The organism is Mesorhizobium sp. M3A.F.Ca.ET.080.04.2.1, from assembly GCF_003952525.1.
Taxonomy (GTDB): domain Bacteria; phylum Pseudomonadota; class Alphaproteobacteria; order Rhizobiales; family Rhizobiaceae; genus Mesorhizobium.
On record NZ_CP034451.1, the window covers coordinates 1,618,666 to 1,640,354 of the forward strand.

Annotated in this window: 17 protein-coding genes and 1 pseudogene; 13 read left to right on the forward strand and 5 right to left on the reverse strand. The window is 62.6% G+C overall.

Annotation, left to right across the window (positions count from 1 at the left end):
• Positions 1-83: 83 nt before the first annotated feature.
• From EJ074_RS08025 to EJ074_RS08035, 3 genes and pseudogenes are all read right to left on the reverse strand, one after another.
• The gene (locus EJ074_RS08025) at positions 84-1,745 is read right to left on the reverse strand and encodes a sulfotransferase (RefSeq protein ID WP_129552931.1); all 1,662 of its coding nucleotides are present in this window, start codon (positions 1,743-1,745) and stop codon (positions 84-86) included.
• Positions 1,746-2,148: 403 nt separating this feature from the next.
• The gene (locus EJ074_RS08030) at positions 2,149-3,825 is read right to left on the reverse strand and encodes a sulfotransferase (RefSeq protein WP_129552932.1); all 1,677 of its coding nucleotides are present in this window, start codon (positions 3,823-3,825) and stop codon (positions 2,149-2,151) included.
• A gap of 113 nt (positions 3,826-3,938) precedes the next feature.
• Positions 3,939-4,881, reverse strand: a pseudogene (locus EJ074_RS08035) (formylglycine-generating enzyme family protein).
• Between the two features lie 349 nt (positions 4,882-5,230).
• Here EJ074_RS08035 and EJ074_RS08040 point away from each other — a divergent pair.
• The 13 genes from EJ074_RS08040 to EJ074_RS08100 all read left to right on the forward strand — a co-directional run bounded on the left by EJ074_RS08040 (position 5,231) and on the right by EJ074_RS08100 (position 19,358).
• Positions 5,231-6,343 (forward strand): pyridoxal phosphate-dependent aminotransferase, encoded by a 1,113-nt coding sequence (locus EJ074_RS08040; RefSeq protein ID WP_129552933.1) that lies wholly within the window; start codon positions 5,231-5,233, stop codon positions 6,341-6,343.
• Between the two features lie 95 nt (positions 6,344-6,438).
• Positions 6,439-6,723, forward strand: a complete 285-nt coding sequence (locus tag EJ074_RS08045) for an acylphosphatase (RefSeq protein ID WP_095805709.1) — start codon at positions 6,439-6,441, stop codon at positions 6,721-6,723.
• Between the two features lie 207 nt (positions 6,724-6,930).
• Entirely contained in the window at positions 6,931-8,106 is a 1,176-nt protein-coding gene (locus EJ074_RS08050) for a CAP domain-containing protein (RefSeq protein WP_129552934.1), read from the forward strand.
• Positions 8,107-8,194: 88 nt separating this feature from the next.
• The gene (locus EJ074_RS08055; protein WP_165350056.1) at positions 8,195-9,928 is read left to right on the forward strand and encodes a type I secretion system permease/ATPase; all 1,734 of its coding nucleotides are present in this window, start codon (positions 8,195-8,197) and stop codon (positions 9,926-9,928) included.
• Position 9,929: 1 nt separating this feature from the next.
• Complete coding sequence (locus tag EJ074_RS08060; RefSeq protein ID WP_095805706.1) at positions 9,930-11,357, forward strand: HlyD family type I secretion periplasmic adaptor subunit; 1,428 nt, start codon at positions 9,930-9,932, stop codon at positions 11,355-11,357.
• A 152-nt stretch (positions 11,358-11,509) separates the two neighbouring features.
• Positions 11,510-12,157, forward strand: a complete 648-nt coding sequence (locus tag EJ074_RS08065; protein ID WP_129552936.1) for a TetR/AcrR family transcriptional regulator — start codon at positions 11,510-11,512, stop codon at positions 12,155-12,157.
• 51 nt (positions 12,158-12,208) lie between these two features.
• On the forward strand, positions 12,209-13,372 hold the full coding sequence (locus EJ074_RS08070) for an isovaleryl-CoA dehydrogenase (protein ID WP_095805704.1): 1,164 nt from the start codon (positions 12,209-12,211) through the stop codon (positions 13,370-13,372).
• Positions 13,369-14,283 (forward strand): hypothetical protein, encoded by a 915-nt coding sequence (locus EJ074_RS08075; protein ID WP_129552937.1) that lies wholly within the window; start codon positions 13,369-13,371, stop codon positions 14,281-14,283. Before EJ074_RS08070 ends, EJ074_RS08075 begins: the two co-directional genes overlap by 4 nt.
• Before the next feature lie 9 nt (positions 14,284-14,292).
• On the forward strand, positions 14,293-15,900 hold the full coding sequence (locus EJ074_RS08080) for a carboxyl transferase domain-containing protein (RefSeq protein ID WP_129552938.1): 1,608 nt from the start codon (positions 14,293-14,295) through the stop codon (positions 15,898-15,900).
• 3 nt (positions 15,901-15,903) lie between these two features.
• Positions 15,904-16,434, forward strand: a complete 531-nt coding sequence (locus EJ074_RS08085) for an O-acetyl-ADP-ribose deacetylase (protein WP_095805700.1) — start codon at positions 15,904-15,906, stop codon at positions 16,432-16,434.
• A 169-nt stretch (positions 16,435-16,603) separates the two neighbouring features.
• Positions 16,604-16,927 carry a hypothetical protein gene (locus EJ074_RS08090; RefSeq protein WP_348626995.1) on the forward strand — a complete coding sequence of 108 codons (324 nt, stop codon included), beginning with the start codon at positions 16,604-16,606 and terminating at the stop codon, positions 16,925-16,927.
• Between the two features lie 51 nt (positions 16,928-16,978).
• Positions 16,979-17,344 carry a hypothetical protein gene (locus EJ074_RS08095; protein WP_245454863.1) on the forward strand — a complete coding sequence of 122 codons (366 nt, stop codon included), beginning with the start codon at positions 16,979-16,981 and terminating at the stop codon, positions 17,342-17,344.
• A 49-nt stretch (positions 17,345-17,393) separates the two neighbouring features.
• Complete coding sequence (locus EJ074_RS08100; RefSeq protein ID WP_129552939.1) at positions 17,394-19,358, forward strand: acetyl/propionyl/methylcrotonyl-CoA carboxylase subunit alpha; 1,965 nt, start codon at positions 17,394-17,396, stop codon at positions 19,356-19,358.
• Between the two features lie 277 nt (positions 19,359-19,635).
• Here the strand turns inward: EJ074_RS08100 and EJ074_RS08105 are convergent, their stop codons facing one another.
• Together EJ074_RS08105 and EJ074_RS08110 are read right to left on the reverse strand one after the other, a co-directional pair.
• On the reverse strand, positions 19,636-20,757 hold the full coding sequence (locus tag EJ074_RS08105; protein ID WP_129552940.1) for an ABC transporter substrate-binding protein: 1,122 nt from the start codon (positions 20,755-20,757) through the stop codon (positions 19,636-19,638).
• Between the two features lie 443 nt (positions 20,758-21,200).
• Positions 21,201-21,467, reverse strand: a complete 267-nt coding sequence (locus EJ074_RS08110; RefSeq protein ID WP_095805695.1) for a sel1 repeat family protein — start codon at positions 21,465-21,467, stop codon at positions 21,201-21,203.
• Positions 21,468-21,689: the final 222 nt, after the last annotated feature.

Sequence of the window (21,689 nt, forward strand, 5' to 3'; positions counted from 1 at the left end):
GGACATCAGAGTTCGGCGCCAACATTGTGCTAGACAATCCAGGGCCGATGCCCACGAGCGCCTCCATGTGACGTCATAGGCGGTCAGATGTCCGCGAGATCCCCTAGCGATTCTATCAGCGGCTGAATTTCCTTTTCATAATTTTTCCAGCGTTTGACAGATGATCTATAGATCGGCTGCCGTACCTGCCATCGGCTAGGGGTTGTGACCGAGCCTTCTCTATCGAAAAAGCGCAGGCAGACGTCGTCCCAGGGCAGTCCGAGATATTCTATGAGACGTCGCGACTGCGCCTCCTGATCCTCAACGAGCGTCTCATAGCGATTCTCGAAGATGCGGCCCGGCAAAACCTCGTTCCAGTGACGCATCAAGCGGTCATATTCACGATAGTAAAGGCCGAGCTTTCGCAAGTCGGCGTTGTAGCTATGCGCCTCACTGAAGGGCAGGACAAAGCAAGAGACGCAATTATCAATGGCATCGCGACGGCAATGAACAATGCGGGCATTGGGAAAAAGAAGGCCGATGAGGCCAATCAATTCAAAATTGTGCGGCATCTTGTCCACTATGCGAAGTGCCGTAGGTGCACGCTCCTGAAGATAGGACAGATGCTCTTCGGCGAGCGTTTTGGACAAGTCGTGAGTGATCGACATGATTGGCTGGCTCAAATCATCAGCCGAGGACGTTTTGAAGCCGATCGCATTCGCGACCCGTCTCAGTTTGGTAAGCTCTCCCATGCCATAAACTTTTGGATGGCTGGCTAGGATCTGCTCCGTCAGCGTCGTCCCTGAACGTGGCATGCCGACCACGAACACAGGCACCTCGGAAGGATTGCCATAGCCGGATCTGGCGGCAAATAGGTCCGGCGTGAAAATTTCGATTATGGAGTCGATCCAACGTCGGTACAGGTCGATGTCGAATTTTTGGCCTAGAGTCAGTTTCGCCTTGTTAAAGTGGTCGAACGCCTCTTCGTAGCGTTTGAGGTCGTTCAACACCTTACCCGCAGCATAGTGGAGCTTCTCAGCATCGTTCCAATCGAGCCCGGGATTGCCGAGCTCGCGAAAAATGGCCTGGAGTTCCTTAGGCTCCCCCGTGAATCTTTGCGTTTGTACGAGGTCATAATAGGCAACCGGGACATCGATCCGTCGCTCTATTGCGTGATTCAGATGAACGGCCGCTTCATCCATACGCCCCAGGCTGCTAAGAGCGCTGGCCAATCCTGGCCGCACCTTGGGATGGTTGGGGTTGATTTTGACTGCCTTTTCGTAAAGCGGCAAAGCTAGATCAGGCCTGTCGGTTGCAACATAAGTCCGCCCCAATACGCAAAGCGCCTCGATAAGTTTGGGCTGCAGTTCCAAGGCATACTTCATATGCTTGATCGCTTGCGAATATTCGCTGACCTTCACATAGGCTTCGCCCAAGCTGAGGTGGTAGTAAGGATTCCTGGGCTCCTCGCCAACGGCGCGTGCGAAATGTCGCAAGGCTTTCTCATCGTCGTAGCCAAGATACACGGTCCCCAAGATGTATAGGGCCAGCGGATGGTTTGGATTACGTGCCAAGACCCGAAAACAGAGGTCTTGGGCTTCTTCGAGCCGCTTAGCCTGCTGGTGCTGGTATGCCTCCTGCAGCAACAGGTCATCGGCCTTTGCACGCGACACCGAACTTGGCAGCCTTCCCGGCGGCAATATGGCTTTCGACGTTGGGCCGGGCTTTATATGCTTTGACCAGGCAGGCGGAAGACGATTGCTCATTGTCCCTCGCTAACAAAAACAGCCCACAGAATCCAGTGCGAGCCGCGTTGTGCCATCAGGAACTTCGGCCAAGCTTGCACGCATGCGCTCCTTCGGCGATTGTCCGGGCGCCCCCTGCTGCCGCCCTGCTGCCGAAGTCGACTGTGACCACTTTGGTCACCTCGACGACAGCACGCTCGATGACTGAACCCATGCCGACAAAGAATAACAGCCTCGGCAACCTCCTCCGCTTCCAACATCTTTTTAGTAGATTTCGCCTCGCGAAATCGCCGCCCGACAGCCAAAGTCGGCTTCTTATAATCGTCATGATCGTCTTGTGCTCGAACTGCATTGCTGTGGCCGGTTGAATAGGAAGTAACTTGACCGAAGCGACACTTTTGACGCAAGAGCCACCCTCTCTAAATCAGACCGCGGCCAGATCGCCTAGTGATTCAATCAATGGCTGAAGGTGATTCTCATAGCTTTTCCAGCGATTCACGGACGACTTGTAAATCGGCTGCCGAACCTGCCAACGGCTGATCGTCCTCACGGATCCAGTTTTCTCGAAAAATCGAAGGCACGCATCGTCCCAGGTCAAGCCAAGGTGGTCTATTAGGCGACGCGATTGCCCTTCCTGGTCAGAGACCAGATCTTCATAGCGATTTTCAAAAATCCGCCTCGGAAGCACCACCTGCCAATGGTGCATAAGCCGATCGTACTCGCGATAGGTTTGCCCTAGGGTCGTAAGGCTGTCGCTGTAACTATGGCCTTCCCGAAGGTTTGAAAAGAAGCAGGAAAGACAATTGTCAATCGCGTCACGTCTACAGTTAATAATCCTGGCGTTAGGAAAAAGAAGTGCAATAAGGCCAATGACCTCGAAATTATGCGGTAACTTGTCGACAACGCGCAGTGCTTTAGGTGAATACTGACGCAAATAGGAAAGATATTCTTCTGCTAGCGTGCGCGATTGCTGAAGCGTCATCGACCTCACCGAGACACCAAAGGGCTGACCCGGCTCCAGCTTTAAGCCGATTGCATCAGCCATCCGTCCCAGTTTGGTGAGTTCTCCTGCCCCATGGACGTCTGGATGGCTCGAGCAGATCCGCTCAGTTAAAGTTGTGCCTGAGCGTGGCATACCCACGACAAAGACGGGTACCTCTGAAGGACTCCCATAACCCGCCTTCTCAGCGAACAGTTTCGTATCAAAGAGATTAATAATTGAATCTACGCGCTTGCGGTAAGCGCCGATCGCAAAACTGTTGGCTTTTAGAGCTTTCCCTCTCAGAAAATAGTCCATTGCCTGATCATAACGACCGAGGTCGTTCAGTATCTTTCCCGCTGCCAAATGCAGCAGGCTCATCTCGTCATCGGAATTGGCCGTGTTGCCGATTTCCCTCAATATCTGTGCGAGTTCAGACGGTTCGGTTGAAAATTTCCGAGTGTTTGCAAGGCTATTGTAAGCCGAAGCGATATTGACGCGACGGTCAATCGCTTCATTCAAATAAGTTGCTGCCTCATCCATCCGCCCAAGCCCCATCAGCGTATTCGCAATCCCGATGAGGGCGCGGGGATAATGGGGATCGATCTTCAGCGCTCTTTCATAGACAAGTAAGGCCATTTCAGCCTGGTCAAATCCGGCATAGGCATGCCCCAGCCCACAAAGCGCCTCTATCAGATCGGGCTTCAATTGGCAGGCCAGTCGCAGATGCCTGACGGCTAGCGAAAAGTCGAACACTTTCAACAAAGCCTCGCCTAGGCTTAGCTGGTAGTACGGATTGCTGGGTTCTCGCGCGGCTGCTCGCTTGAAAAAGGTTATTGCCAGTTCGGCGTCAAATTCCAGCCCCAGCGTTCCCAGCATGTACAAAGCAAGCGCATGTTCCGGCCTCCTCGCCAAAACGCGGTGGCACAATTCCTCCGCTTCTGACAGCCGCTCGACCTTCTGAAGTTCTAGCGCCTGCCTCAGCAGCATGTCGTCGGACTGAATACGAGGCAGGTTAGTTTTCGGCTTGGCTCTTAGCGGTGCTGCTTTTGGCGCTAGCGCTTTCGCCGAAGGTTGGGCCTTGAGGTGCTTGGCCCAAGTGGGCGGCAATCGGTTGCTCATCTTGTCTCGCTAGCAAAAGGAGCCGGGAGAATCCAGCCTTGGAGCTGCCGCGCCCGGGCTTCTCAAATCATAGCTGATTTGGTGTGGCCGGCCGTTCCACGGTTGAGGCTAGGTCACATCAAACGCACAATGCAACGAAACCCCAGGTGGCACGTGGAGGTGTCCACTGGCTGTGCCATGCGAGCGGCGGGGCGGTAACGCTGGCAGTAGCTCGGGGCGCAGAGGAAGGATCCGCCCTTGGTCACCTTGCGGGGTATCCTGATGTCGGGCGTCAGCGGGTCATAGCTCGCCTCGCGCTCGCCGCCGCGCGGATTGGTCATCGTGCAGCACGGGCTCTCGATCCGGCGATGCTCCTGGTACCAGTCTACCGTCCACTGCCAGACGTTGCCGGCCATGTCGGAGAGCCCGTAGCCGTTTGCCGGGAACGAGCCGACCGGCGCGGTCCATTCATAGCCGTCTTCGCAGTCGTTGCGATACGGAAATTCGCCCTGATAGGTGTTGGCCATGTGCTGGCCGCCGGGAATGAGTTCGTCGCCCCATACGAACTCGGCGCCAAATCCAGCCCGCCGCGCGCTGCGAACTCCCATTCGGCCTCGCTCGGCAGCGCCTTTCCCGCCCAGGCTGCATAGGCTTGCGCATCCCCATATGCGATGTGCACGACAGGATGGCTGTCGAGACCCTTGAGGTCACTGGCGGGCCCTCGCGGGCGGCGCCAGTTCGCGCCGCGCACATAGGCCCACCAGTTGTAGTGATTGCCGCGGTCGATGCCGCGCGGGGGTCTCACGAACAAGGCCGAGGCCGGCGCCAACGACTCGGGGCTGGCGCCGGGATAGTCCGCCGCATTCGCCGGTCGCCCGGCCAGCGTGACACAGCCGGTGTCGTCGACGAGGCGCCTGAACTCAGCATTGTGACCGTCGTGCGATCCACCCAGAAGCCGCCGACAACGCGGTGTGCCGGCGCTTCTTCCGGATTGTGGCTGTTCGAGCCCATCAGGAACTCGCCACCGGGCATCCACACCATCGTCTCGCCTGGCACGGCGTCGATCGGCCTGTCCATCCAGCCGTCGGGGTTCATCAGTCCCCAATATTGAACATTTCGGAATCGTCAGGCAGAAAGGTCTGCGAGTGCACAGTCACAATCTTTGACATGCCGATCCGCGAAACATCATGCAGACAAGCACGGGCGACCGAGAATTCCATTCGCGCTCATATCCGGAAAGACGTCGGTCAACGGCATCGTGGTGTGGCACTGTGGCAGCAGGTACCTACCAGGCCTACGGTGGACGCTACGTCATCGTCCACATAAACTAGATGGAAGTCACATCGGCTTCTGAAGACACGGGGCAACTTGCACCCGCCATCCGCTCACGCTAGCAAAGAAGGCACCCCTTCAGTGAGCCTTTGCCATGCGCCAGCGCCCTTCCCTCACGCCGATCATCGGTGCGCTTCCCACCACGGTGCCGTTCGTCGGCCCGGAGGCGCAGGAGCGCGAGCGCGGGCGGCCGTTTCGCGCCCGCATCGGCGCCAACGAAAGCAGTTTTGGTCCTTCGCCGCGTGTCATTGCCCGCATGGAGGCAATCGCCCGCGACATGTGGATGTATTGCGATCCCGACAATTTCGACCTGAAGGTGGCGGCGGCCGCTCATCTGGGAGTCGGCGTCGACAATGTGGTCGTCGGCGAAGGCATAGACGGGCTGCTCGGCCTGGTGGCGCGCATGTATGTCGGTGCCGGCGATGCGGTGGTCACCTCGCTCGGCGCCTATCCCACCTTCAACTTCCATATCGCCGGCGTCGGCGGCCGACTGATGCCCGTGCCTTATGCCAACGACAAGGAGGACCTCGACGCGCTCCTGGCCGCCGTGCGTCGCGAGAAGGCGCCGCTCGTCTATTTTTCCAATCCCGACAATCCGATGGGCAGCTGGTGGGAGGCACCGGAGATCCTGCGTTTCATCGAGGCGCTGCCGGAAACCACCATGCTGGTGCTCGACGAGGCCTATGGCGAGTTGGGGCCGGCATCGGCGCTGCCGCCGATCGACGTCTCGAGGCCGAACGTCATCCGCATGCGCACCTTCTCCAAGGCCTATGGACTGGCCGGCATACGCTGCGGCTACGCGGTGGCGAAACGCGAAGTGATCCGCGACTTCGAGAAGATCCGCAACCATTACGGCGTCAGCCGCATGGCGCAGATCGCCGGGGTCGAGGCGCTTGCCGACCAGGAGTACCTGCAGTCCGTGGTGGCGCGGGTCGCGGCGGGACGCCAACGCATCGCCTCGATCGCGGAACAGAACGGGCTGAAGCCGCTGCCCTCGGCGACCAACTTCGTCACCATCGACTGCGGCAGCGACGGCGCCTTCGCCCTTAGGGTGATGCAGGCCCTGCTGTCGCGCGACGTATTCATCCGCAAGCCGATGGTGCCGGTCCTCGACCGCTGCATCAGGGTGAGCGTCGGTCTCGACCACGAACTCGACATCTTCGCCGAGGAGCTGCCGGGCGCGCTGGCCGCCGCAAGGGGGAGCTAGAAGCAGCCGCTCAGCGGTTCGACCTCGCCAGGGCCGGGTTGCCTTTGCCCGGCTCCATACCAGTTTCTGCAAGGCGAAGGCGGAAGGTCGGGACGATGCAAGGTAAGCAGCGAGCCGTGCGGGCACGCATCTCCGGCAAGGTACAGGGCGTCAGTTATCGAGTCTGGACGCGCGGCGAGGCACTGCGTCTCGGTCTGACGGGCTGGGTGCGCAACGAACGCGACGGCTCGGTGTCGGCGCTGATCGCTGGCGCCGATGGCGCGGTCACCGCCATGGTCGAGCGGCTTTGGCAGGGACCGCGCGGAGCATCGGTCGCCATGGTCGAGATCGAGGAAGGCGCTGACGATGACGCGCCAAGCGACTTCCGAATCGTCATCTGAGCGAATGTTGCAGCGAGCTCAGCGGTGGCCTCGAGCACGGGTCCGACATCCTCACCAAGACTGCCCAGCAATTAAGCACACGATATATGTGTGTATATTCTGATTTGTTTACTTTAGCGCCACATCATAGACACATATGCGACCTAGCGCTCGAACAGGTGACGGGAACAGGGGGTTCAATACCAACTAGGTCAACGGGGATATTCAATGCCGCAGCACAGTGCCAACGAGCAGTATCTGCTCGAGCTCATCAATGCCGAGCGCGCCAAGGTAGGCGCCCAGCCCCTGGCCTTCGACAACGACCTCAGCGAAGCCGCCGAGGGCCACGACCAGTGGATGCTCGCGACCGACACATTTTCCCACACCGGGTCCGGAGGTTCGTCGCCGACGACGCGCATGAAGAATGCCGGCTATACGCTGAGCGGCTCGTGGGCGACCGGTGAGAACATCGCCTGGGCAACGACCCGCGCGCCGACCGGCTATGTCGACGAGATCAAGCTTCTCCACACCAATCTGATGAACTCGTCCGGGCACCGGGCCAACATCCTCAACCCGAATTTCCGGGAAGTCGGACTTGGCTTTGAAGTCGGCGACTACAAGGGCCGCAGCAGCGCCTTTGTCACCGAGGATTTCGGCAAGACAGGCACCGACCTGTTCCTGACCGCCGTCGCCTTCGACGACAAGGACGGCGACCGTTTCTACGATCCGGGCGAAGGACTGGGCGCTATCACGGTGACGGCCAAGAACAGCGCCGGCCAGACCTTCAAGACCACGACGTCCGCCGCAGGCGGCTACGACCTGGTGTTGAAGCCCGGCACCTACACGGTGACGTTCTCCGGCGCCAACATCGCAACCTCGACGCAGACGGCGACGATCGGCACCAAGAACGTCAAGCGCGACCTCATCGACCCGACCATGAAGTCGGGCACGCTCGCCGCGACCGCATCGGCGGAAGATACGGGTTCCGATACCAGCCACACGCAGCCCTCGGCGCCGACCGCTAATTCCGACACCGGCAACACCGGCACCACCACCAAGACCTGGCTCGCCGACTTCTTCAACAACCATTCGGGAACCGATCGGGGCACGCTCGGCTCCGGCGACTCCGCCGGCGCCGCCAAGCATCAGGCCGTCGCCCTCGATGGCGATCATTTCCAGTTCCGCCATGCCGCGCACGCCAATCTGGAGAACGCTCCGGACCTGTCGGACGCAGGACACATCCATCAGGCGGTGGAGCGCGCGGCAGCGGCCCTGCACGACCACCTTCCGGCCGACAATCACGTGTTTGCCGACGCAGCCGATGCTGCGCAGTCCATGGTCAGCAAGATTCTGGCACAGATCGCGGCCCATTCGGAACATCAGACCGCGGACCTCGTGGGCTGATCCGTCAGACGAGGGCGGGCCGCGCCTCGATCGCGGTCCGCCCACCAGCAGCCAGCCGAACGCCACGCCATTTTGAGGGTATGACCACCTGATTCGTTCGTCTTCGCCAGACCTGAAACCTTCCGAGCTGCGCAGGGCCCTCACCTCCTTCCGCGGCTCGTATGTGGCCGTCGCTGCGTTCAGCGGCCTGATCAACGTGCTGATGCTGTCCGGCTCGCTGTTCATGCTGCAGGTCTATGACCGCGTCCTGCCCAGCCGCAGCGTACCGACATTGGTGGCTCTGATCGTTCTAGTCGCCGTGCTCTACGCATTCCAAGGCGTGCTCGAAGCGATCCGGGCGCGGGTGCTGACGCGCATCGGCGCGGGCATCGACGAAACCATCGCCAACCGCGTCTTCGACTGCGTCGTGCGGCTGCCGCTCAGAACGCGCGACCGCGGCGAAGGCCTGCAGGCGCTGCGCGATCTCGACCAGATCAGCGGCTTTCTTTCCGGCCCCGGCCCGGCGGCCCTGTTCGACCTGCCGTGGATGCCGCTCTATGTGGTGATCTGCTTTCTCTTCCACCCTTGGATCGGCGTCGCGGCACTCATCGGCGCGCTCCTGCTTGTGTCGCTGACAGTGCTCACCGACCGGCTGGTCCGCGCCCCGACCAAGGCCATGTCGGGCTTCGGCACAAAGCGCGGCGCGATCGCGCAGGCGAGCGCCCGCAACGCCGAGGTGCTGGCCGCCATGGGCATGGGCGCCAGGCTGGCGAAAAGCTGGAGCCAGGCAAACAACGCCTTTCGCGAGGCGCAGGAACAGGCAAGCGACCTGACCAGCGGATTCGGCGCGGCTTCCCGCATCCTGCGCATGATGCTGCAGTCGATGGTGCTCGCGCTTGGCGCCTATCTGGTCATCCACCACCAGGCAACGCCCGGAATCATCATCGCCAGTTCGATTCTGACGTCGCGAGCGCTGGCGCCGATCGAGCTCGCCATCGCGCATTGGAAGAGCTTTCTCAATGCGCGCCAGAGCTGGCAGCGGCTGGACGGGCTTTTCGCGGCCTTTCCGATCAGCGAAGGCGGCATGGAACTGCCGGTGCCCAGCTCGACGCTCGCGGTGGAAAACATCAGCGTCGTCGCGCCCGGCGGCCGGCGCGTGGTGGTGGAGGACATCGGCTTTTCACTCGGCGCCGGATCGGGCATCGGCGTGATCGGCCCGAGCGGCTCCGGGAAGTCCTCGCTGGCGCGCGCGCTGGTTGGGGTGTGGCCGCTGATGCGCGGCAAGATCCGCTTCGATGGCGCGGCGCTCGAGCAATGGCCGGTCGACGCGGTTGGCCGCCACATCGGCTACCTGCCGCAGGACGTCGAATTGTTCGCCGGCACGGTCGGCCAGAACATTTGCCGGTTCGACGAGAACGCCTCGCCGGAGACCATCATCGAGGCGGCCCGGGCCGCTGGCGTGCACGACATGATCCTGCACTTGCCGGAAGGTTATCAGACGGAGATCGGGGAAAGCGGCGCGGCACTTTCCGCCGGACAACGCCAGCGGGTGGCGCTGGCGCGGGCGCTGTTCGGCAAGCCGTTCCTGGTCGTGCTCGACGAACCCAACTCCAACCTCGACGCCGCCGGCGACCAGGCGCTGACCCGCGCCATCGAAGGTATCAAGGCGCGCGGCGGCATCGTCATCGTGGTGGCGCATCGGCCGAGCGCTCTTGCTGCGCTCGACCATCTGCTGGTGCTGAATGGCGGCCGGCAGCAGGCATTCGGCCTGAAGAGCGAGATCGCGCGGCAAGCCCTGCAACCTGTGGCAACGCCGCTGCACGCGGTCGGATCGGCGGGCTGAGATGGCGCCAGCATCCAGCTATTTCACAGCCGACCAATTGCGCGCCGTGCGGGATATTGCGTTGTCGGCGAGGACACGGGTCATTGCCCTCCTCGACCGCGGATCAAAACCCGTCGAAGGTGCATCGCCGCAGCAGCAGCGTCTGCGCCAGGCGATTCGCCGGAACGTGCGGGCGGGGACCGTCGCGGCGGCAACGTTGGTCGGCGGGCTCGGCCTGTGGGCGGCGACAAGCAATCTCGCGGGCGCCGTGGTGGCCGCCGGCCATCTGGTCGTCGATTCCAACGTCAAGGCTGTCCAGCATCCGCAAGGCGGCGTGGTGGGCGCGCTGAATGTGCAGAACGGCAGCATGGTTTCGGCCGGCGACGTGCTGGTGCGGCTCGACGACACGGTGGCGCGCGCCAACCTCGCCATCGTCGACAACGGCCTCGACGAGCTTTCGGCCCGCCGCGCGCGGCTGATTGCCGAGCGCGACGGCACTGATGCCGTGCGCTACCCTGAAGAGCTCCTGGCACGAGCATCCGATCCCGAGGTCGGCCATTTGATCGACGGCGAGAACAAGCTGTTTGCGCTCAGGCGGCAAGCGCGGGACGGCCAGGTTTCCCAGCTGCGCGAGCGCGTCGTGCAGTTCCGGCAGGAAATCGCCGGCATCGACGCGCAGCAGAAGAGCAAGCAGCAGGAGATCGCGCTCACCAAGGTCGAGCTCGACAGCATGCGGAACCTCTGGAAGAAGAAGCTGGTGCCGATCTCTCGGATGACCGAGAGCGAGCGGGCCCAGGCCAGGCTCGACGGCGAAAACGGCCAACTGATCGCAGCCGCCGCCCAGACTCGCGGCCGCATCAGCGAGATGGAGCTGGCGATCATCCAGATCGACCAGGATATGCGCAGCGAAGTGGCGGGAGAGCTGCGAGAGATCGACGCCAAGATGGGCGAGCTGCGCGAGCGGCAGATTTCCGCCGAGCAGTCGCTGAAGCAGATCGATATCCGCGCGCCGCAATCGGGCCGCGTGCACCAACTGGCAGTGCACACGATCGGCGGCGTCATTGCGCCCGGCGAGGCGATCATGCAGATCGTGCCGACGGCCGACGCCCTGGTGGTCGAGGCGCGTGTCGCCCCGCAGGACATCGACCAGGTCCGCGTCGGGCAGCCGGCGGCGCTTCGCCTGTCGGCGTTCAGCCAACAGACCACGCCGGAGGTCGAGGGCCAGGTGGACCGAATCTCGCCCGACCTCATTGAGGACCAGAAGGCGGGCGTCGCCTACTACGCCGTGCGTATCGCGCTGACGAAGAGCAGCCTGAAGCAAGCTGGACAGCTCGAGCTGAAGCCCGGCATGCCGGCCGAGGTTTTCCTTCAGACAGGCGAGCGCACGGTCCTCTCCTACCTGCTGAAGCCATTGACCGACCAGGCCAGCCGGGCGTTTCGCGGCGACTGAACCTCCAATTGCCTGATCGAGGCTGCCGGCGCGGTCGAGCGGGCCGTTCCCCACTCCGCCTGCTGTCGCCCTCCCTACGAGGAACGCCGTTTATCCGGCGCTTGAATTAATTGAACGTTCGTTTTATTATTGCGGACGAAGAGGCGACTGAGATGGCGCGCACGACGGGCTCCGACGGGGAAAAGACAGAGGCTGCCGTCCGCGAAGCGGCGGTCGGCCTGATCGCGCGCCTCGGTTATGAGGCGATGTCCATGCGCCTGCTGGCGGCGGAAGTCGGCGTGCAGGCCGCCGCGCTCTACCGCTACTTCCCGACCAAGGAAGACCTCCTGTTCACGCTGATGCGCGAGCACATGGAAAGACTGCTGGAGGCCTGGCGATCGGCCCGCCCCGCTGCCGAGGATCCCGTGGCGCGCCTTGCCGCCTATGTCGAGACCCACATCGCCTTCCACATCGCGCGCCGCCACGCCACGCATGTCTCCAACATGGAGCTGCGCAGCCTTTCGCCGGACCGGCTCACCCAGATCCTCAAGCTGCGCACGGCCTATGAGAAGGAATTGCGCGCGATCCTGCGCGACGGCGCGGAGGATGGCGTCTTTGCGATCGACGACATCGGGCTCACCGCTATGGCGCTGATCCAGATGATGACCGGCGTCATCGTCTGGTTCCGGCCGGGCGAGCGGCTGTCGATCGCCGAAGTCACCACCTCATATCTTTCGATGACAATGCGCCTGGTCGGCGCGACAATCAGCCAAGGCGAAGCGCGCCCCTCCGGGCGCGCCAGGGCCGTCGTGGCACTCTGAGTTTCACGCATGATCCCCACGAAGATCGGGGCATGCGCAGGGAGGAACGGCATGTACACGAACACGTTGAGCTTCGGGCTTGATGCCGACATAGAGGCGTTGCGCGACAGCGTGCGGCGCTTCGCGCAGGACAGGATCGCGCCGATCGCGGCCGAGATCGACCGCACCAACGAGTTCCCGGCGCATCTTTGGACCGAGCTCGGCGCGCTTGGCCTGCTCGGCATCACGGCGGATCCCGATTTCGGCGGCACCGGCATGGGCTATCTCGCGCATGTCGTCGCCGTCGAGGAGATCTCGCGCGCCTCGGCGTCGGTGGGGCTGTCCTACGGCGCGCACTCCAACCTCTGCGTCAACCAGATCAACCGCTGGGCAACGTCGGCGCAGAAGGAGAAATACCTTCCGGCGCTCTGCAGCGGCGAGAAGGTGGGCGCGCTGGCGATGTCGGAATCGGGTGCCGGCTCGGACGTCGTGTCGCTCCGGCTGCGCGCCGAAAAGCGCAATGACCGTTATGTGCTCAACGGCTCCAAAATGTGGATCACGAACGGTCCCGACGCCGAGACGCTGGTGGTCTACGCAAAAACCGATCCGGAGCGAAACTCGCGCGGCATCACCGCCTTTATCGTCGAGAAGACGATGGCAGGTTTTTCGGTGGCGCAGAAACTCGACAAGCTCGGCATGCGTGGCTCCAACACCGGCGAGCTGGTGTTCGAGAACGTCGAAGTGCCTTTCGAGAACGTGCTGCATGAAGAAGGGCGCGGGGTCGAGGTGCTGATGTCGGGGCTCGACTATGAGCGCGCCGTGCTGGCCGGAGGGCCGATCGGCCTGATGGCGGCGTGCCTCGACGTTGCAATCCCTTACGTCCACGAGCGCAAGCAGTTCGGCCGGCCGATCGGCGAGTTCCAGTTGGTTCAAGGCAAGCTCGCCGACATGTATGCGACGATGAACGCCGCGCGCGCCTATGTCTATGCAGTGGCCGCCGCCTGCGACCGTGGCGAGACCACGCGCAAGGACGCCGCCGGCTGCGTGCTGTTCGCAGCCGAAAAGGCGACGCAGATGGCGCTCGACGCCATCCAGTTGCTCGGCGGCAATGGCTACATCAACGACTATCCGACCGGCCGGCTTTTGCGCGACGCCAAGCTCTACGAGATCGGCGCCGGCACCAGCGAAATCCGCCGCTGGCTGATCGGCCGCGAGATCATGGCGGAGGGGACGTGAGTTACTTCAAAATATCAAGGCTGTCGAAACATCTCTGGGCAGTGGCACGCGGAGTTCTCGCGTCCGTATCGCTGTCCGGATTTGTGGCGACAGCGCATTCCGATACGCTAAGATTCAAGGATACTGCGGCGCTTCGGCTTGAGGTTATCTCGCGGTTGAGGAGCGATAGCCGTGTCAAGGAGGCTATCCCTGATCCTGTCGATCTGGCTCGACTGAGCGTAACGACAGTGCGCCCGGGTAAGGACCAGAAACTTGAAATCGACGTCACCAACCTGCTTGGTCGCCTTCGCGAACTGCCTGCCAACGAAGTCGAAACTGAGATCCATCGCTTCTTGAACGTTCTTGTCCTCACCGATACCGAAAGCGGTTTCGACGCTGACCACCTAATCGCGAACATTCGACCTCGCGAGCATCTGGATGCCTTTAAAGACGACGTGGCACCCGGAAAAGGAACTACCTATGAGGATCTCGCTGGAGATGTCGTCATCCTCTATCAGATCGATGCTGAGGAGTCGCTTGCAAGCGTGCCGTTTTCCGACGTCGGAGGCCGTTCCCTCCCACAACTTCGCCAGCTTGCTCTAGAAAATATCGACAAGCAGATGCCCCAGGTCAGGCAGGAGAAGATTCGCGACGGGATATCCCTCTTCACCGTCGAAGGTGATGAGGCTATCTCACCCGCTCTTCTACTTACCGACAAATTTTGGGCACTGCTTGAACCCCAGTTTCCCGACGGAGTACTTATAGCTATTCCGCGACGCGACTCAATTTTTGTATTCGACAAGCGCCTGCCCAACTCGGTTCAGTTAGCCCGCACCTTGATCACCAGGGTTTTTCGAGACGAGCCTGACCTTTTGTCTGAGAATATCTTCGAGCGGCGAGACGGCAAGTTGCAAGTCGTGGCCGAGCAATAGGAGACGACCATGGCCACGCTCCATACCCAAATCTCCCCCGCTTCCGACACTTTCCGCGCCAATGCCCTGCGCATGCGGGAGTTGGTCGACGAGATCGCCGAGAAGGCTGCCGGCGTCGAGCGTGGCGGCTCGGACGAGGCGCGCGAGCGCCATCAGGGCCGCGGCAAGCTGCTGCCGCGCGAGCGGTTGGCGCAACTGCTCGATACCGGTTCGCCCTTCCTCGAGGTCGGTCAGTTCGCGGCATGGTCGATGTATGGCGAGGAGATTCCGTCTGCCGGCATCATCACCGGCATCGGCCGCGTCGAGGGCCGGGAAGTCATGGTTGTCGTCAACGACGCCACGGTGAAGGGCGGCACCTACTATCCGCTCACGGTGAAGAAGCATTTGCGCGCGCAGGAGATCGCGTTGCAGAACAACCTGCCCTGCATCTATCTCGTCGACAGCGGTGGCGCCAATCTGCCCAACCAGGACGAGGTCTTTCCGGACCGCGAGCATTTCGGCCGCATCTTCTACAACCAGGCCAACATGTCGGCGGCAGGCATCCCGCAGATCGCCTGCGTGATGGGGTCCTGCACGGCGGGCGGCGCCTATGTGCCGGCGATGTCGGACGAGACGATCATGGTGCGCAACCAGGCGACCATCTTCCTCGGCGGGCCGCCGCTGGTGAAGGCCGCCACCGGCGAGGATGTCAGCGCCGAGGAGCTTGGCGGCGCCGACGTCCACACCCGGCTTTCCGGCGTTGCCGACCATTACGCGGTGGATGACGAACATGCCTTGGCCATCTGCCGGCGCATCGTCAAAAACCTCAATCGGACCAAAGCCGTAAGTCTGCACTTACAGAAATCGATTCCGCCGCTTCACGATCCGCATGAACTCTACGGCGTCGTGCCGACGGACCTGCGCCAGCCCTATGATGTGCGCGAGGTGATCGCGCGCATTGTCGACGGCTCGGAATTCGACGAGTTCAAGCAGAATTATGGCACGACTCTCGTCACGGGTTTTGCGCATCTGCACGGCATGCCGGTCGGCATCCTCGGCAACAACGGGGTGCTGTTTTCGGAAAGCGCCCTGAAGGGCGCGCATTTCATCGAGCTCTGCTGCCAGCGTGGCATTCCGCTCGTCTTCCTGCAGAACATCACCGGCTTCATGGTGGGCAAGAAATATGAAGCCGGCGGCATCGCCAAGGACGGCGCCAAGCTGGTGATGGCGGTGGCCACGGCACGCGTGCCGAAGCTCACCGTCATCATCGGCGGCTCGTTCGGCGCCGGCAATTACGGCATGTGCGGCCGTGCCTACTCTCCCCGCTTCCTGTGGATGTGGCCGAACGCGCGCATCTCGGTGATGGGCGGCGAGCAGGCCGCGACAGTGCTTGCCATGGTCAAGCGCGAGGGCATCGAACGCAAGGGGGGCGAATGGACGACGGAAGAGGAAGCAAAGTTCAGGAAGCCGATCCTGATGAAATACGAGCATGAGGGCCACCCGCTCTATTCCTCGGCCAGGCTCTGGGACGACGGCATCATCGATCCGGCCAAGACGCGCGAGGTGCTGGCGCTCAGCCTCTCGGCGGCGCTCAATGCCGGGATCGGGGACACGAAATTCGGCGTGTTCAGGATGTAGACGATGAGTGCCCTCGGCGACAGGATCCGTATCCACACCGGCGACATCACGAAGCTCGCGGTCGACGCCATCGTCAACGCCGCCAACTCCTCGCTGCTCGGCGGTGGCGGCGTCGACGGCGCTATCCACCGCGCGGCAGGGCCCGAACTGGTTGCCGAATGCCGCATGCTCAATGGCTGCAAGACCGGCGATGCCAAGCTGACCAAGGGCTACCGGCTTCCGGCGCGCTATGTCATCCACACGGTCGGTCCAGTCTGGCATGGCGGCGGCAAGGGCGAGGCCGACCTGCTTGCCTCCTGCTACCGGCGCTCGCTCGAGGTCGCCCTCGCCCATGATTGCCGCACTGTGGCTTTTCCGGCGATCTCGACCGGCATCTACGGCTATCCGAAAGACCAGGCCACGGAAATAGCAGTCGAAACTGTCGCTGCCTTTTTTAGTGAAAATGCGATTCCCGAAATCGTGACTTTCTGCTGCTTCGACCAGCAAACGGCCGAACTATACCGATCAGCCATTTCTGCGCGTGACGGGTCCTGAACAATGATGAGCGAGACGGCCCATCTGTACACAAAAGTGCGAGTTGGCACCTTGGCGCTGGCGGCGGCGCAAAATATTCGCTACTGCTCACCCTGGATTGGGCAATTTGGGTGGGGAAAAGATGATTCTGAATCACTGTCGCAAGTCGACTGTTTCGATACTTGCAGGATTGCTGATAGTCGCGGCGCCAGGCATCGGCGCGGCGCAGTCATTGGCCGGCAGCAAGGGCGATGTGCGCTATCCGGTATACTTCCCGCTCGGGACCAGGGGAGATTGCGGCAAGGCCTACAATGCCTATGTCGCGGCGAACGGCCATTCCGCTTACGCTTCCACGCCGATCGCCCGGATGACGGAATTCTTCATCTGCGGCGTCCACGTCAACGCCAAGAGCCAGAAAGCGGCGGAGGACCTGGCTATGCGCTCATGCCAGGGCGGGCTCAAGAAATACAAATTCCAGACCAGCGGGGCCTGCAGCGTCGCGGCATCGAAGTAGCCGCCAGGCGAGAAGGGCAATTCTTCCGGTGGGGAAAGCAAAGTGAAATCAATGAGCTGCAAGCGGGCAGCCGCGGCGATGTTGGCCGGCCTGCTGATAGTCGCATCGTCCGGCGCCGCCATGGCCGGATCGCTGGCCGGAAGCGAGGGGGACACGCGTTTCCCGCCGTTTCTGCCGCGAAATCCCAAGGATCCATGCACCAAGGCCTACAAGGCCTATGTGGCGGCGGGCGGCCACTCGGCCTATGCCACCACGCCCTATGCCCGGATCATGTCGTCCTACATCATCTGTGGCGGACACCTGAATGCTCCGTCTCAGAAGGCGGCGGAAGATCTGGCGATGAAATCCTGCCTGGCCACGCGCGCGCACTACAAGGTGGTAACAGGCGGCGCCTGCGAGATCGCCGCCTCGAAGTAGGCCGACGCCTGCCAGACTGGCGCCGGCCGAGACAAGACCGGGAGGCTCCATGTTCGGCAAGATCCTGATCGCCAATCGCGGCGAGATCGCCTGCCGCGTCATCCGCACGGCGCGCAGGCTCGGCGTGCGCACCGTCGCCGTCTACGCGGACGCCGACGCTCGCGCGCTGCATGTCGAGATGGCCGACGAGGCGGTGCATATCGGTCCCTCGCCGGTCGGTGAAAGCTATCTGCACGGCGACAGAATAGTTGCCGCGGCGCTCGCCAGCGGTGCAGAGGCGATCCACCCCGGCTACGGCTTTCTTTCGGAGAATCCCGGTTTCGTCGATCAGGTGACGGCGGCCGGGCTCGTCTTCATCGGCCCTTCGGCAGCCTCGATCCGCGCCATGGGACTGAAGGACGCGGCCAAGCGGCTGATGGAAAAGGCCGGCGTGCCCGTGGTCCCGGGCTATCACGGCGAGGCGCAGGAGATCGTTCTGCTCGCCTCCAAGGCGCGCGAGATCGGCTATCCCGTGCTGATCAAGGCGCGCGCCGGCGGCGGCGGCAAAGGCATGCGCCGCGTCGACCATCCGGATGATTTCTCCGAGGCGCTGTCCGGCGCCCGGCGCGAGGCCAAGGCCGCCTTCGGCGACGACCGCGTGCTGGTGGAAAAATATGTCGACAAGCCGCGCCATATCGAAGTTCAGGTGTTCGGCGACAATTTCGGCAATGCCGTCCATCTCTTCGAGCGCGACTGCTCGGCACAGCGACGCCACCAGAAGGTGATCGAGGAAGCGCCCGCCCCCGGCATGACGCCGGCGCTGCGCAAGGCGATGGCCGAGGCGGCGGTCAAGGCCGCGAAGGCCATCGGCTATTCAGGCGCCGGCACGATCGAGTTCATCGTCGATGCCTCGGAAGGACTGAAGGCGGACCGCTTCTGGTTCATGGAGATGAACACCCGCCTCCAGGTCGAGCATCCGGTCACCGAAATGGTCACCGGCGTCGATCTTGTCGAGTGGCAGTTGCGCGTGGCGTCGGGCGAGAAACTGCCCAAGGCGCAGAGCGAAATCCAGCTTGCAGGTCACGCCTTCGAGGCGCGCATCTATGCCGAGGACGCGGCCAAGGGCTTCCTGCCGGCAACGGGCACGCTCCACCATCTGAAGTTTCCGGACTCGGCACCGGACGGGGCCGCACTACGCATCGAGACCGGCGTGCGGGCCGGCGACACGATCTCCCCCTTCTACGATCCAATGATCGCCAAGCTGGTTGTCCGGGCTCCGGACAGGGCGTCCGCGCTAGCCGCGCTGATCAAGGCGCTCGCGCAGATGGAGGTGGCCGGTTCCACCGTCAACACCGCCTTCCTCGCCGCGCTTGCGGCCAACGCCGATTTCGCGGCCGGCGATGTCGACACCGGGCTGATCGGCCGGCATCAGGAGGAACTCATCGCCCTGCCCCCGCCAAGCGACGAAACGATCGCCGCCGCAGCCCTCGCGGCCACCGGCGCAGGCGCTCCAGACATCAGCGGCGATCCTTGGTCCTCGCTTGCCGGCTATGCGCATTTCCACACCGTGGCGCGGCGCATCAGACTTCGTTACGGCGATGAAGACATGCTGGCACGGGTCTCGGCGCGGCCGGACGGCCGCTTCCAGGTGGCGCTGGAGGCACCGCACGATGCGGTCAATTCGCATGATCTGCGGACCCTTCCGCGCACCGCACGCTGGCCCGGGCATGTCACCGTGTTCGACGGCGCGGTCGCCCATTCCTTCACGGTGCCTGACCCGCTCGCCAAGGCCGACGAGGCCGCGGCCGCCTCGGGCAGCCTGCGCGCACCGATGCCGGGACTGGTCAAGCTGGTGCGGGCCGCAGCCGGGGATGCGGTGATCAAGGGCCAGCCCCTCTTGATCCTCGAGGCAATGAAGATGGAACATACCATCGCAGCACCGCATGATGGGGTGATCGCAGAGATCGCGGCCGAGGGCGCGCAGGTGAGCGACGGCACGGTATTGGTGCGGTTCGCGGAGGACGGCCAGGGCTGACAGCCTTGTAATCGGACATGTGCCGCGGGACAGCGCCGCCCCCCGCTGTGCTGCCGGACATCTCCCCCACTTGGGACCCACTTGGGGGAGATTGGCAGTTTCGGCGATGGCGCATTTTTCTGCAGCGCGATTGGCGAAAGCGGCGGCGACGTCCGATCTCCCTCCTTGTGGGGGAGATGGCCGGCAGGCCAGAGGGGGGCGCCGTGGAGCGCCGACCGCCACCAAAACGAAAATGGCCGGGGCGAGAGCCCGGCCATTTCCACACGAACAGATGCGACTACGGTTTGATCGGCGCGTATTTGCCGTCGTGCCACTGATTGATGTCATAGCTGGCGTTCTTCAGGTCGCCCTTCTCATCGAAAATGACGTCGCCGACGACGGTGCTGATCGGCTGGCCGTTCTTCAGCGCCTCGGCGACCTTGGCCGGATCGTCGCTGCCGGCACGCTTGACGCCCTCGGCCACGGCCTGAACCACGGCATAGGAGAACAGCGTGAAGCCTTCCGGCGTGAAGCCGCCGGCCTTGATCTTGGCAACGGCGTCCTTGGCTTCGGGCTTGGCCTGCGGGTCCGACGGGAAGACGAACATTGTGCCTTCACCGGCCGGGCCGGCAACCTGCCAGAACTCCGGCGAGGCGATCGAATCCGGCATGATGAGCTGGAACTTGACGTTCTGCTCGGCCGCCTGGCGCAGGATGAGACCGGCCTCCGGGTGGTAGCCGCCGAAATAGACGACGTCGGCCTTGAGCTGCTTCAGCTTGGTGACCAAGGCCGAATAATCCTTCTCGCCGGCGTTGATGCCTTCATAGTCGACCTCCTTGAGGCCGCCGGCATTCATGGTCGCCTTGACGGCGTCGGCCACGCCCTGCCCGTAGGCGCTCTTGTCGTGCAGGACCACGACATTCTTGCCGGCGTATTTCTTGGCGATCCAAGGACCGATGAAGGCGCCCTGCGCGTCGTCGCGCGTGTAAAGGCGCATGATCGTCGGCCAGCCGGCCTTGGCGGCGGCGTCGGTCAGTTCCGGATTGGAGGACGCCGGGGTCATCATCAGCGTGCCGGCCTCGGCGTAGACGGCGGAAGCCGGGATGCTCGAGCCCGAGCAGGCGTGACCGTCGACGAACTTGGTGCCGTCGGCGACGATGCGGTTGGCGACCGAGACGGCCTGCTTCGGATCGCACTGGTCGTCCTGGATGTCGATCTTGATCTTGCTGCCGTTGACACCACCGGCGGCGTTGATGGCGTCCGCGGCGGCCTGCGCGCCCTGCTTGAACTGGTCACCGATATTGGCGAGCTGGCCGGTCATGGGACCGACCACCGAGATGGTGATGTCGTCGGCGAACGCGATCGATGCGTTCATCATCAGGCCCAATGCGGCCGCGCTCAAAAGACCAAATTTTTTCATGGTGATAGACCTCCTCCACTCACGCGCGACCGCTCAGGCCGCGCTTCTTTCAGAAGGCGGGACCATTTCACCGTTGAACCAGCCTGTCTTGGCGCATCGACGGCACTCGATTGGGCCTGTGATCAGAGCGGCGGACCCGCCAGGTTGATATAGGCCGATGTCCGGCAGTGACCACCTGGCAGGCCGTGAAATGCCAAAAGCCGCGCCGGCCTTGTCCCGGCCGGTCGCGGCTTTTGCCAATCGAGCGTTTCCAAACACCCCCGCTCCCGAAACCCGCCTACTTCCCTGTCGTCCGTTCGTCCGGGCCGTCTTGCCGCGGCCTTGTCCTGTGGGCGACCGTCTTGCCGCGGCCTTGTCCTGTGGGCGACCGTCTTGCCGCGGTCTTCTCCTGTGGGCGACCGTCTTGCCGCGGTCTTGCCCGAAGTGTTCCCGTCCTGCTTGCCTCAGTGCATCGTCATCCATTCGCGTGCTTCGCGCAGCGCCTTGGCGATGTCGGTCTTCGACATGGTGGCCGACAGTTCCGAACGCAACTCGGCGGCGCGGAGGGAGCCCTTGATGGCAGCGATGTTGAACCATTTGTGGGCGGCGACGACGTCGGTCTCGCAGTCGCGGCCGGTGGCATACATCATGCCCAGTTCGAAAAGAATATCGGCCTGGGCGGTTGCCCCCATGGCGCCGAAGCCGTCTTCCAACATCTCAAAACGTGCCATTTCAATCCCCTGTCTGGCTCCCGAGAGCTGCCTTGTTCGGTCCCCCTTGTCGGGTGGGGCGGGCCGCTCTTTCGATGCTTTCGAGGATGAAGCCTGGCCTTGAATCCGTCGTTAAATGGCGTGCTTAATTCGAAGAAAACAAAGCTAAAACAAGAGGTAAACACGGGAAATCGTTAAGCATAGGAAGCGCGCAATTCGGCCTGTTCCGGCAAAAATCGACGA